This is a genomic window from Pseudomonas sp. xss_4 (assembly GCF_043104125.1).
Taxonomy (GTDB): Bacteria; Pseudomonadota; Gammaproteobacteria; order Pseudomonadales; family Pseudomonadaceae; genus Aquipseudomonas; species Aquipseudomonas parafulva_B.
In genome coordinates, this window is the sequence record NZ_JBICKJ010000011.1 from 1 (window position 1) to 12803 (window position 12803).

At 62.5% G+C, this 12803-nt stretch carries 7 protein-coding genes and 3 tRNA genes; 8 read left to right on the forward strand and 2 right to left on the reverse strand.

The window, feature by feature from the left end; translation table 11 throughout:
• The first annotated feature begins 121 nt into the window (after nt 1-121).
• Nucleotides 122-1837: a proline--tRNA ligase gene (locus ACF8GB_RS00945; RefSeq protein ID WP_058638510.1), complete on the forward strand. Its 1716-nt coding sequence runs from the start codon at nt 122-124 to the stop codon at nt 1835-1837.
• Between the two features lie 20 nt (nt 1838-1857).
• Nucleotides 1858-2808, forward strand: a complete 951-nt coding sequence (locus ACF8GB_RS00950; protein ID WP_058604321.1) for a hypothetical protein — start codon at nt 1858-1860, stop codon at nt 2806-2808.
• A 73-nt stretch (nt 2809-2881) separates the two neighbouring features.
• Here ACF8GB_RS00950 and dinB read toward each other — a convergent pair whose 3' ends face one another.
• Complete coding sequence (gene dinB / locus ACF8GB_RS00955) at nt 2882-3940, reverse strand: DNA polymerase IV (protein WP_372239215.1); 1059 nt, start codon at nt 3938-3940, stop codon at nt 2882-2884.
• A gap of 215 nt (nt 3941-4155) precedes the next feature.
• On the opposite strand from dinB, the gene ACF8GB_RS00960 reads away from it, so the two are divergent.
• From ACF8GB_RS00960 to ACF8GB_RS00980, 5 genes are all read left to right on the forward strand, one after another.
• Nucleotides 4156-4232: transfer RNA gene (locus tag ACF8GB_RS00960), tRNA-Met, on the forward strand.
• Nucleotides 4233-4366: 134 nt separating this feature from the next.
• A tRNA-Met gene (locus ACF8GB_RS00965) sits at nt 4367-4443 on the forward strand.
• Between the two features lie 159 nt (nt 4444-4602).
• A tRNA-Met gene (locus ACF8GB_RS00970) sits at nt 4603-4679 on the forward strand.
• A gap of 259 nt (nt 4680-4938) precedes the next feature.
• Nucleotides 4939-7581: a bifunctional lysylphosphatidylglycerol flippase/synthetase MprF gene (gene mprF / locus ACF8GB_RS00975; protein WP_058604323.1), complete on the forward strand. Its 2643-nt coding sequence runs from the start codon at nt 4939-4941 to the stop codon at nt 7579-7581.
• The gene (locus tag ACF8GB_RS00980) at nt 7581-8873 is read left to right on the forward strand and encodes a virulence factor family protein (protein WP_196125090.1); all 1293 of its coding nucleotides are present in this window, start codon (nt 7581-7583) and stop codon (nt 8871-8873) included. The genes mprF and ACF8GB_RS00980 overlap by 1 nt, the downstream gene beginning before the upstream one ends.
• A 360-nt stretch (nt 8874-9233) precedes the next feature.
• On the opposite strand, the gene ACF8GB_RS00985 is transcribed toward ACF8GB_RS00980, so the two are convergent.
• Nucleotides 9234-11144 carry a potassium transporter Kup gene (locus tag ACF8GB_RS00985; RefSeq protein ID WP_145254971.1) on the reverse strand — a complete coding sequence of 637 codons (1911 nt, stop codon included), beginning with the start codon at nt 11142-11144 and terminating at the stop codon, nt 9234-9236.
• Nucleotides 11145-11379: 235 nt separating this feature from the next.
• Here ACF8GB_RS00985 and rimO point away from each other — a divergent pair, with 235 nt between their 5' ends.
• Complete coding sequence (gene rimO, locus ACF8GB_RS00990; RefSeq protein WP_392474829.1) at nt 11380-12711, forward strand: 30S ribosomal protein S12 methylthiotransferase RimO; 1332 nt, start codon at nt 11380-11382, stop codon at nt 12709-12711.
• The last annotated feature ends 92 nt before the right edge of the window (nt 12712-12803 follow it).

Sequence of the window (12803 nt, forward strand, 5' to 3'; positions counted from 1 at the left end):
ACCGTGCCGGGCTTTTTCTTGGCTGACAAGCAGGACGCCCTGGGGCATCCTGTACGCCTTGGCTTCACCCCCGTACAATGCGGGGCTATTTCAACGTCTTAGGCAATCGACACGGCTAACCATGCGCACCAGTCAATATTTGCTCGCCACCCAAAAAGAAACCCCTGCCGACGCAGTGGTCATCAGCCATCAGCTCATGCTGCGTGCCGGCATGATCCGCAAACTGGCTTCGGGCCTATACACCTGGCTGCCGATGGGCCTGCGGGTAATGCGCAAGGTCGAAAACGTGGTGCGCGAGGAAATGAACGCCGCCGGCGCCCTTGAAGTGCTCATGCCCAGCATCCAGCCTGCCGAACTGTGGCAGGAGTCCGGCCGCTGGGAGCAGTACGGCCCCGAGCTGCTGCGGGTCAAGGACCGGCATCAGCGCGATTTCTGCGTGGGCCCAACCCACGAAGAGGTCATCACCGACCTGGCGCGCAACGAGCTGTCGAGCTACAAGCAGCTGCCGTTGAACATGTACCAGATCCAAACCAAATTCCGCGATGAAATCCGCCCGCGCTTCGGCCTGATGCGTGGTCGCGAGTTCATCATGAAAGACGCCTACTCCTTCCATGCCGACCAGGCTTCCCTTCAGGAAACCTATGACCGCATGCACCAGGCGTACACCAATGTGTTCACCCGCTTAGGGCTGGATTTCCGTCCGGTGCAGGCCGACACCGGTTCCATTGGTGGCAGCTACTCCCATGAATTCCACGTCCTGGCGCAGTCCGGTGAGGACGATGTGATCTTCAGCGATAGCTCCGACTATGCTGCCAACATCGAAAAGGCCGAGGCCGTGCCGCGCGAGACCGTGCGCCCTGCCCCAACCGAAGAGCTGCGCCTGGTCGATACGCCCGATGCCAAGACCATCGCCCAGCTGGTCGAAAAATTCGGTCTGCCGATCGAAAAGACCGTCAAGACCTTGATTGTACGCGGCGCCGAGGAAGGCAAGCTGGTCGCCCTGATCGTGCGCGGCGATCACGAGCTCAACGAAATCAAGGCCGCCAAGCTGGAACAGGTGGCGGACCCCCTGGTCATGGCCACCGATGCCGAACTGCGCGAGGCCATCGGTGCTGGGGCAGGCTCGCTGGGCCCGCTGAACCTGCCGCTCGAGTGCGTGATCGACCGTTCGGTCGCCCTGATGAGCGACTTCGGTATCGGTGCCAATATCGACGACAAGCACTATTTCGGGGTCAACTGGGAGCGTGACTTGCCAGTGCCCCAGGTGGCCGACCTGCGCAACGTGGTCGAAGGCGACCCGAGCCCGGATGGCCAGGGTACCCTGGTCATCAAGCGTGGCATCGAGGTGGGTCACATCTTCCAGCTGGGTACCAAGTACAGCGAAGCCCTCAAGTGCCAGGTTCTGGGCGAAAACGGCAAGCCGGTCATGCTGTCCATGGGCTGCTATGGCATCGGCGTATCCCGCGTGGTAGCGGCTGCTATCGAGCAGAACCACGATGAGAAAGGCATCATCTGGAACGACGCCCTGGCGCCCTTCCAGATTGCCCTGGTACCCCTGCGCTATGAAACCGACGTGGTTCGCGAAGCGACCGACAAGCTGTATGCCGAGCTGACGGCGGCAGGTTACGAAGTACTGCTCGACGACCGCGACAAGAAGACCAGCCCCGGCATCAAGTTTGCCGACATGGAGCTGATCGGCATTCCGCATCGCATCGTCGTCAGTGATCGCAGCCTGGCCGATGGCAACCTGGAATACAAACACCGTACCGAGCAGGATGCCCAGGTGTTGCCACTCGAAGAAGTGCTGACCTTCCTGCAGGCCCGCGTTCGCCGCTGATAATCAATGCACGAGTGATCATGTCCAAGCGAAGTACCTATAAGCTCAAGGGCGCCGCACTGTGCGGCGCCCTGCTCGTCAGCGGCTGCGCCAACCAGATGCCCCAGCGCAGCGACCACGAGGAGCGCGTCGAGCGCAAACTGCTCGAACACACCCTGCAGATCGACGTTGGCGAGCCGAAGGTGATGGAGCTGCCGCAACGACGTGTACGCGTACATGAGCAGAAGCGTTTCGAGGTCACCGAGTTCGAGGTGACGCGCCACTACGACCGCTACACGCCTTACCAACCCTGGCGGGAAATCTATGAGATTCCGCTGGGTGCCGTGGCGGTTGTAGCAGGCGTGGGTGCCAACGTGGTCAACGTCTTCGCCTTGGGCAACCTGCCCCAGAGCATTACCCACGATTGGCTCAGTTATGGCGTGGACGGCCTTAATCCGTTCATGAACGTGCCTTCCAACGGCCGCGCCCAGCAGAACCTGGCAGGTATCAGCGAAGTGCAGAAAGCCAAGCGCGAAGAGGCCACGAGCATGCCGTGGAGCGAGCGCCTGGTGGAGGTCAAGGCCGGCAAGAACACTTATGAGCTGACCACCGACCGTGCGGGCATCCTGCGCCTGAACCTGCTCGACAGCCCCTTCTCGGAGCAGAACCTCAACCATGTCGGCACCTTGCATCTGCAAGTGGTCGATGAGGACAACGCCGTGCGCGGTGACGCCAGTTTGTTGATCAGCGCCACGCTGCGCAACAAGTTGCGCGAAGCTCACGAGCTGATTTTCGACGACCTCGAAGATGATGAGGTGAGCCAGTGGGTGCACCGAGTCAAGCGGCTGTCCGAGCTGGGCCTCGAGGAGGAAGCCAGTGAGTTGGAGCAGAGCCTGATCGAGCTGACGCGCAACGATCCCGAGTTGCAACAGGAGTTCTTGCAGTCCCTGACCAAGGCCACTGGCCGACTGGTGGCTGATCCAGGGCATTGACGCCCGCCTGTGGCTGACCCGCGCTGGACCCGTGAGGGTCTCAACGCGGGCAACTGAGCACTTTTCTTGCGAGCTATAGCGGCGGGAAAAGCTCCAGCTGTTCATGCGCACCGCGCAAGTCCCGCAATCTCACCCCTACACCTAGCAATCGCACAGGTTTACCACCGCGCGCGAACGCTTGCGCCACCAGCTGCCGGTAACTGTCCAAGTCCCTGCCGGCGCCTGCTTGCTCAAGGGTGGTCTGGGTAAAGTCATGGAACTTGACCTTGACGAAAGGCTTTTCCGGCCGGTAGGTGCTGTCCATCCGCTCGATGCGCTCGTTCAGGCTCTGCAGCAATTCCGGCAACCGTGCCAGGCAACTGGGCAAATCCGGCAGGTCGGTGTCGTAGGTATTCTCGACGCTGACCGACTGCCGCCGGCTGTCGTTTTGAACCACGCGATCATCGATACCACGCGCCAGTCCCCACAACCGCTCGCCAAAGGTGCCGAACTCTCGCACCAGCGCCAGGCGAGACCATTCACGCAACTGCGAGCAGGTCTCGATCCCCAGGCGGGTCAGCTTATCTGCTGTGACCTTGCCCACACCGTGCAGACGGGTGACCGGCAGCGTCGCCACGAACGCTTCTATTTCATCAGGCCTGATCACGAACAGGCCATTGGGCTTTCGCCAGTCGCTGGCGATCTTGGCAAGAAACTTGTTAGGCGCCACCCCGGCCGAGACGGTGATATGCAGGGTACGGGCCACGCGCCGACGGATGTCCTCGGCGATGCGTGTAGCGCTGCCGGCATACCATTGGCTTTCGCTGACATCCAGGTAGGCCTCGTCCAAGGACAGCGGCTCGATCAGGTCGGTGTAGTCACGAAAGATGGCATGGATCTCTCGAGAAGCCTCACGGTAAGCCTCGAAGCGCGGCTTAACGATCAACAAGTCCGGGCACAACTTGAGGGCGTGACGGGACGACATCGCGGAACGCACCCCGTAGGCACGCGCTTCATAATTGCATGTGGCGATGACCCCACGCCTTTCGGCCGACCCGCCCACTGCCATGGGGCGACCTGCAAGACGAGGGTCGTCGCGCATTTCGATGGCAGCATAAAAGCAGTCGCAGTCGACGTGAATGATCTTGCGCAGGGACATGGATGACCATAGGCACTGTAAATTCATACAGATAATAGCGCATGGTTTGGTGTTCAAACAGCATGGACATAGGTTAGACAGCGCCGGCGTTCACCGTAGGCGCGCTACCCCAGCCCGCGTGCTACAAGGCTAAAGGTCTGAACAAAAAGGGCTTTTCACACTATTTGCTTGACACGGGGAAACAAATCCGTAGAATTCGATCTCACAGGCGCGGGATGGAGCAGCCTGGTAGCTCGTCGGGCTCATAACCCGAAGGTCGTCGGTTCAAATCCGGCTCCCGCAACCAGATTCGAGAAAAGGCCACTGTTAACGCAGTGGCCTTTTTCTTTGCGCGCGTGCAAAGCAATTCGAAAAAACCTCGTTAAATCAATGAGTAGCACTTGACACCACCTGCTAAGACTGTAGAATCCGCCCCACAGACGCGGGATGGAGCAGTCTGGTAGCTCGTCGGGCTCATAACCCGAAGGTCGTCGGTTCAAATCCGGCTCCCGCAACCAAGTTCAAGAAAAGGCCACTGTTAACGCAGTGGCCTTTTTCTTTGCCTGTTTCACGGCACCAGGGTTACCAAGATGCGCCCTGTTCTGTTCAAGCGCTGGCCACAAGATTCCCTAAACGCTTGACATCAAAGTCGTTCGCTGTAGAATGCGCACCTCTGACGCGGGATGGAGCAGTCTGGTAGCTCGTCGGGCTCATAACCCGAAGGTCGTCGGTTCAAATCCGGCTCCCGCAACCATATTCGTCAGAACAAACCCCGCACGTAGCGATACGCGCGGGGTTTTTCGTTTCTACCTCCCTTACTTGCAAGCGATGCCTGCATGCCTTGGCGCACCCCCTATTAGCGGCTGGCGCTGCCCTTGCGTGGATGAACTATCTTTAACCCCTGCCGGGCTGTTATGCGCCCATGGCCGGAGTAATATTGGATACGTTTTCCAAAGGGACTTTCACTTGGCCGCGCCTCTTCTTCACCTCGTGCCTGACGCCCGGGGTAATTCATGACCGCTCAGAACCCTGAACCTACGGTGCCGCTGGCCACAGCGTTGCCCGGAGCCGTGCAGCGCCTGCCCTTGCTTGAACGGATAAGCCGCTATCGTCAGCCGATCGGGCTGGCGGTGACGCTGGTGCTGTTCACCATGGCCTTGATCGCCTGCCGCCACCTGCTGAGCGAGCTGGACATCTATGCCTTGCACGATGCCATGCTCGAAGTGCCGGTGCAGTCACTGCTTGGCGCGCTGCTGGCGACCGTGATCGGATTCGTGATTCTGCTGGGCTACGAGTGGTCAGCCAGCCGCTACGCTGGGGTCAAGCTACCTGCGCGAACGTTGATACTGGGCGGTTTCAGCGCCTTCGCCATCGGCAATGCCATCGGCCTGTCCATGCTGTCGGGCGGCTCGGTGCGCTACCGGCTGTATGCACGCCAAGGCGTGGGTGCGGGCGAGGTAGCGCGCATGACCGTCTTCGCGAGCCTTTCACTGGGTTGTGCACTGCCGCCGCTCGCAGCATTGGCCACCCTTAGCAATCTGCCCGCCGCTTCGGCTGCCCTGCGGTTGCCGCAAGGCTTGCTGGCCGGCATCGCGGTTGCCGTCCTGGCCGCCTGCGCACTGTTGGCGGTAGGCCTGTACCGCAAGCGGCTGGCCGAGCAGCCAGTGCCTGACAACCTGCTGGTGCAACTGGGTCGGCGTACGCTGCGACTGCCCGGCGCCCGGCTTACTGGCCTGCAGCTGCTGATCACGGCACTGGACGTCGCCGCCGCCGCTACCGTGCTCTACCTGCTGCTGCCCGAAGCACCCCCGTTCGGTGCCTTCGTACTGGTCTACCTCCTGGCGCTGGCCGCGGGCGTGCTCAGCCATGTACCGGGTGGCGTTGGTGTGTTCGAGGCCATCCTGCTGGCCGCCTTCGCCGATCAATTGGGCGCTGCGCCATTGGCGGCCGCGTTGCTGTTGTACCGCATCATCTATGTGGTGCTGCCGCTTCTGCTGGCCTGCGTGCTGCTGCTGGCCAACGAAGCCCGGCGCTTGCTGTTCGCGCGGCAGGCCATGAAGGCTGCCTCCGGGCTGGCAGCGCCTATCCTGGCCATCATGGTATTTCTCTCCGGGGTGGTACTGCTGTTTTCCGGCGCCACGCCCGAGATCGATACCCGCCTTGAGCACATGGGCTTTCTGATTCCCCATCGGCTGATCGATGCCTCCCACTTCGGCGCCAGCCTGATCGGCGTACTGTGCCTGCTGCTGGCCCAAGGCCTGCGTCGGCGCCTGTCGGCCGCGTGGCTGCTGACCACGGTGCTGTTGCTGGTGGGTGCATTGCTCTCGCTGCTCAAGGGGTTCGACTGGGAGGAAGCCTGCCTGCTGACCTTCACGGCCGCGCTCCTGGCCTTGTTCCGCCGCTCGTTCTACCGGCCCAGCCGTTTGATGGAGCTGCCGTTTTCGCCGGTGTACCTGGTGGCCAGCGCCTGCGCGGTGGGCGCCTCGGTGTGGCTGCTGTTGTTCGCCTACCAGGATGTGCCCTACAGCCACCAGCTGTGGTGGCAGTTCACCCTGGACGCCGATGCCCCCCGTGGGCTGCGTGCGGCGATGGGCAGTGCCTTGCTGCTCGCAGCGCTGGCGCTGACCTGGCTGCTGCGCACCGCACCGCCGGTGATCCACCTGCCCGATGAAGCCGAATTGCAACGTGCCCATCGCATTCTGCAGGCATCCGACCAGCCCGATGGCGGCCTGGCCCTGACCGGCGACAAGGCGCTGCTGTTCCATCCCAGGGACAACGCGTTCCTGATGTATGCCCGCCGTGGTCGCAGCCTGGTAGCGCTCTACGATCCGATCGGGCCGGCCCAGGAGCGTGCCGAGATGATCTGGCAGTTCCGCGACCTGTGCGACCTGCACCACGCCCGACCGGTGTTTTACCAGGTGCGTGCGGAGAACCTGCCGTTCTACATGGATATCGGCCTGACCGCCTTGAAGCTGGGCGAAGAAGCCCGTGTCGACCTGCGCCGCTTCGACCTCGACGCCAAAGGCAAGGAGATGAAAGACCTGCGCTACACGTGGAATCGAGGCGGCCGTGACGGGCTGAGCCTGGAAATCCATGAGCCAGGCCATGCGCCGCTGGCTGAGCTCAAGGAAATTTCCGATGCATGGCTAAGTGGCAAGAACGTTCGCGAAAAGGGTTTTTCGCTGGGCCGTTTCAGCCCGGATTATCTGCAACATTTCCGTATCGCCCTGATTCGTTTCCAGGGCCAACCTGTGGCCTTTGCCAACCTGCTCGAGACCCACAGCAACGAGTTAGCCAGCCTCGACCTGATGCGCGCACACCCGCAGGCGCCCAAGCTGACCATGGAGTTCATGATGATCGGCTTGATCCTGCACTACAAAAGCCATGACTACGGCCGCTTCAGCCTGGGCATGGTGCCGCTTTCGGGGCTACAACCACGGCGCGGTGCGCCCCTGACCCAGCGCCTGGGCTCGATGGTGTTCCGCCGTGGCGAGCAACTCTACAACTTCCAGGGGCTGCGCCGGTTCAAGGACAAGTTCCAGCCCGACTGGGAACCTCGCTACATGGCCGTGCCTGCCGGGCTCGACCCGCTGGTGGCTCTGGCCGACACTGCTGCCCTGATTGCCGGTGGCTTGACTGGATTGGTGAAACGCTGATGACCCGACGCTTTTGGCTTTACCTGTTGCTGACCCTGCTGCTGGCCGCCCTGGCCGGCGCCACGGCGTTCTGGTTCTGGACGCGCCCGGCGCCTGATGCACAGCTTGAGCAACTTCAAATCAACAATGCCAGCATCACCCGCGTCACCCCAGGCGTGCATCCTACTGCCTGGGTGGCGATCGGCGTACCGCAGGACCAGGCCCTGACCCACAAGCAACTGCTGGACCTTGCCCAGGCGGCCGAGGCGCAATTGGTGCAAGTGGTGCTGCCTGCCGGTGATTGCACCAAGCAGCAGCAAGCCATGGACACGGCCCTGGCCCAGTTGCCGAGCAAACCGACCCTGGTTGCCGGCATTGGCCCGGGTGCCACCCAAGCCTGGCGCTGGCTGGCCAGCCAGAACGACGACAAGGCCCGGGCCATTTCCGTGGGCTTTACGGTCGAGCAGCCAGGGTGCCAGGCCCCCTTGCCCAAGACCGCGCCCCACGGCCACTGGAGCGTGGCCTGGAACGATAACCCGGACGATGCCAGTGCGGCCTTCGTGCGCGACCAGAGCAATGCCGAAACCAGCATCAGCGACTATGACATCCACCTGCCGCAGGTGCTCAAGGCACAGCTGACCCAGGCCTTGGTGGGCCAGGATGGCAACGCATTGGCGATCCCCGTGGTCGAGGTACCTGCCGGTCAAACCACCGATACCGTCACGTTGTTCTTGTCCGGCGATGGTGGCTGGCGCGACCTGGACCGCGACGTGGCCGGCGAGATGGCCAAGCTGGGCTATCCGGTGGTGGGCATCGATACCCTGCGCTACTACTGGCAGCACAAGACACCGGAGCAGAGCGCTGCCGACCTGTCCGAACTGATGCATCACTACCGGCAGAAGTGGGGGACCAAGCGTTTCGTGCTGACGGGGTACTCGTTCGGTGCAGACGTACTGCCTGCCATCTACAACCGCCTGCCGGCGGAAGACCAGCAACGGGTGGACGCTGTCATGTTGCTGGCCTTTGCCCGCAGCGGCAGCTTCGAGATCGAAGTCGAAGGCTGGCTGGGCAAGGAAGGTCAAGAGGCACCCACCGGGCCTGAGATGGCCAAGCTGCCGGCTGCGAAAGTGGTGTGTGTGTACGGGGTGGAGGAAAGCGACGAAAGCGGTTGCACCGACAAGACCGCCGTGGGCGAACGCCTGAAACTACCGGGCGGGCACCACTTCGATGAAAACTACCCGGCCTTGGCCAAGCGGCTGATCGATGAGATCGAGACGCGTCAGGGCAAGTCGAGTGTGGCTGAGCAGAACTGAGGGCTATTGGACGTACAGTTTGCAAGGGCCAGGTCGAGCGCTCGGCACTGATAGCGCGGATCAGGGGTTACCCAGCGCCCTGCATGACCTCATGCCGCGATAAGCTGCACAGCAGCCCCAAGATTTCAGCTTCGCAGCGCATATTGCCGGGGCCGCGCTGCGGCCCATCGCGGCACGAGGGCCGCTCCTACAAAGCCCTGTGAAGCTCCTGACTCAGGCGTTATGCGGTCAGTGTAGGGGCGGCCTCGCCGGGGCGCCGGACCGGCCGCGATGAGCTGCGCAGCAGCCCCAGTACCCTCGCGTCGCCGCAAACATCACCAGGCCCTAGGGGAATCCCCTCAGCCGCTCCCCTACCCTGTTTCAGATCTCAACCTGAGTCCCCAACTCGATCACCCGGTTGAGTGGCAGGTTGAAGAACCTCAAATTGCCGTTGGCATTCTTCAGCAAAAACGCGAACAGGTTGCCTCGCCAGCGCGACATGCCTTCAAGCCTGGACGCGATCACGGTTTCGCGGCTCAGGAAGTAGGTGGTGCGCATGGGCGTGAAGTCCAGCTCGTCCAGGTGGCAGAGTTTCAGCGCCGCCGGCACGTCCGGCTCATCCATGAAGCCGAAATGCAGCACCACCCTGAAGAAGCCATCGCCATAGGCCTCGACCTCGAAGCGCTCCTGCTCAGGCACGCGGGGTCGATCTTCGCTGAGCACCGTCAGCAACACGACCTGGCTATGCAGCACCTGGTTGTGCAGCATGTTGTGCAGCAATGCATGGGGCACGGCATCCGAGCGCGCGGTGAGAAACACTGCCGTGCCCTCCACCCGATGCGGCGGCTGGATGCGGATACTGCTGATGAACAGCGGCAGTGGCAGCGCCCCTTCGTCTATACGTTCGACGAGAATTTGCTTGCCACGTTTCCAGGTGCTCATCAGCAGGAACAGAACACCGCCCGCCAGCACAGGGAAGGCCCCACCCTGGACGATCTTCGGAACGTTGGCGGCAAAGAACAGCCCATCGACGAACAAGAAGCCGAGCAGGAGCGGCACGGCCAGGACCGGTGGCCACTTCCACAGCAACAACATCACCGCCGCCACCAGAATGGTCGTCATCAACATGGTCCCGGTGACGGCCACGCCATAGGCTGCCGCCAGGGCGCCCGAGGACTCGAAGCCGATCACCAGCAGCACCACGCCCACCATCAATGTCCAGTTGACCGCCGCCACGTAGATTTGCCCTTGCTCGTCACTCGAGGTGTGCTGGATGTGCATACGCGGGATGTAGCCCAGCTGGATAGCCTGTCGGGTGAGCGAGAAGGCGCCGGAGATCACCGCCTGCGACGCAATGACGGTGGCCAGCGTGGCAAGGCCGACCAGCGGCAGCAAGGCCCAGCTAGGGGCCAACAGGTAGAACGGGTTGCGCGCGGCCTCGGGGTTTTGCAGCAGCATGGCGCCCTGGCCGAAGTAGTTGAGCACCAGTGCCGGCAGCACCAGGGCGAACCAGGCCCGTGCGATCGGCTTGCGGCCAAAATGCCCCATGTCGGCGTATAGGGCTTCGGCACCGGTCAGCGCCAGCACCACCGCGCCGAGGATGGCCACCCCCATGCCGGGGTGGACGATGAAGAAATTGACTGCCCAACCGGGATTGAAGGCGCGCAGCACTTCAGGCGTCTGTGCGATGCCATGAACCCCCAGCGCGGCCAGCACCATGAACCAGATGACCATGACCGGGCCGAACAGCTTGCCGATCTTTTCAGTGCCATGGCGCTGCACCAGAAACAGCGCCACCAGCACCACCAGGGACACCGGGACCACCCAATGGTCGATGCCATCGAAGGCCAGGCCCAGGCCCTCGACGGCCGAGAGCACCGAAACGGCCGGGGTGATCATGCTGTCGCCATAGAACAGCGAGGCACCGATCAAGCCGCAGATGACCATGAGGGTCCGCAGGCGCGGATGCGCCGCCGTGGCGCGCCGCGCCAGCGCGGTCAGGGCCATGGTGCCGCCCTCCCCCTGGTTGTCGGCACGCAGGATGAACACCACGTACTTGAACGACACCACCCACAGCAGCGACCAGAGGATCAACGACAGGATCCCCAGCACACCGTCGTGATTGACCTGCACCCCGTAACCGCCCGTGAACACTTCTTTCAAGGTATACAGCGGACTAGTGCCGATATCGCCATAAACCACTCCGACCGCCGCCACCAGCAGGCCCAGCGACCGGGTCGCCCCCTGCTTTGCTGCGTGCCCGCCCTCGGCGTGACTGCTTGCCTGAACCATCGACCACTCCCGCAAAAGGCCCTCACGGCCACTGTTGTCAGCGTGCATGCCAGGTCGCCCATCCGGGCCTGGCGTAACGGCGCGAAGCATAGCGCAGCGTTCGTCGTATTTGTGCTGGTCAATCGACCCATCGCTCGCTAGAATTGCGCACTTTTTGATCAGAGGCGCCAAAAGCGCCCGTCAAGATCGCCCCCGATCACCGCTGGGCGACCTGTATTCAATGCCGAGGTTAGTCATGTCCACCACGCCCGCCACCCCCAAGGTCGGTTTCGTCAGCCTGGGTTGCCCCAAAGCCCTGGTCGATTCCGAGCGCATCCTGACCCAGTTGCGCATGGAAGGCTATGAAGTCGTGCCAACGTACGAGGATGCCGACGTGGTGGTGGTCAACACCTGCGGTTTCATCGACAGCGCCAAGGCCGAATCGCTCGAAGTGATCGGTGAAGCCATCAAGGAAAACGGCAAGGTGATCGTCACCGGCTGTATGGGTGTCGAGGAAGGCAGCATTCGCGATGTGCACCCAAGCGTGCTTTCGGTGACCGGTCCGCAGCAGTACGAGCAGGTGGTCAACGCCGTGCACGAAGTGGTGCCGCCGCGTCAGGACCATAACCCGCTGATCGACCTGGTGCCGCCGCAAGGGGTCAAGCTCACGCCGCGCCACTATGCCTACCTGAAGATTTCCGAAGGCTGCAACCACAGCTGCAGCTTCTGCATCATCCCGTCGATGCGTGGCAAACTGGTCAGCCGCCCGGTGGGCGAGGTGCTGAGCGAGGCCGAGCGCCTGGTCAAGGCCGGGGTCAAGGAAATCCTGGTGATTTCCCAGGACACCAGCGCCTACGGCGTAGACGTCAAGTACAAGACCGACTTCTGGAACGGCCGCCCGGTCAAGACCCGCATGCTCGAGTTGTGCGAGGCCCTGAGCAGCCTGGGTGCGTGGGTGCGCCTGCACTATGTGTATCCGTACCCCAATGTCGACGACGTGATCCCGTTGATGGCTGCCGGCAAGATCCTGCCGTACCTGGACATTCCGTTCCAGCACGCCAGCCCCAAGGTGCTCAAGTCGATGAAGCGCCCGGCCTTCGAAGACCGGACCCTGGCCCGCATCAAGCAGTGGCGTGAGCAGTGCCCGGAGCTGGTCATTCGTTCGACCTTCATCGTTGGCTTCCCAGGGGAAACCGAGGAAGACTTCCAGTACCTGCTGGACTGGCTGAGCGAAGCCCAGCTCGACCGCGTGGGCTGCTTCCAGTATTCGCCCGTCGAAGGTGCACCGGCCAATGACCTGGGCCTGGCCGACGTCCCGGACGACATCAAACAGGATCGCTGGGACCGCTTCATGGCCCACCAGCAGGCCATCAGCGCCGCCCGCCTGCAGATGCGCATCGGCAAGGAAATCGACGTGCTCATCGATGAGGTCGAAGAGCAAGGCTCGGTGGGCCGCAGCTTCTTCGACGCGCCAGAAATCGACGGCAGTGTCTTCATCGATGGCAACCATGGCTTCAAGCCTGGCGACAAGGTGCGTTGCCGCGTGGTAGACGCCGACGAATACGACATGTGGGCAGAGCCCATCTGACAGGGCGCCACGCCGGCCTCCTGTCGCAGTGGCGCGGCCCGCCCCGGGTCGCGCCCTCCCCCAGCATCTATCCTTGGTTTGACGGCCACTGG

Coding starts and splice junctions, on each gene's coding strand:
- ACF8GB_RS00985 (WP_145254971.1), bottom strand. CDS start 11,144: ATGGTTCAGGCAAGCAGTCACGCCGAGGGCGGGCACGCAGCAAAGCAG.
- ACF8GB_RS00945 (WP_058638510.1), top strand. CDS start 122: ATGCGCACCAGTCAATATTTGCTCGCCACCCAAAAAGAAACCCCTGCC.
- rimO (WP_392474829.1), top strand. CDS start 11,380: ATGTCCACCACGCCCGCCACCCCCAAGGTCGGTTTCGTCAGCCTGGGT.
- mprF (WP_058604323.1), top strand. CDS start 4,939: ATGACCGCTCAGAACCCTGAACCTACGGTGCCGCTGGCCACAGCGTTG.
- ACF8GB_RS00980 (WP_196125090.1), top strand. CDS start 7,581: ATGACCCGACGCTTTTGGCTTTACCTGTTGCTGACCCTGCTGCTGGCC.
- ACF8GB_RS00950 (WP_058604321.1), top strand. CDS start 1,858: ATGTCCAAGCGAAGTACCTATAAGCTCAAGGGCGCCGCACTGTGCGGC.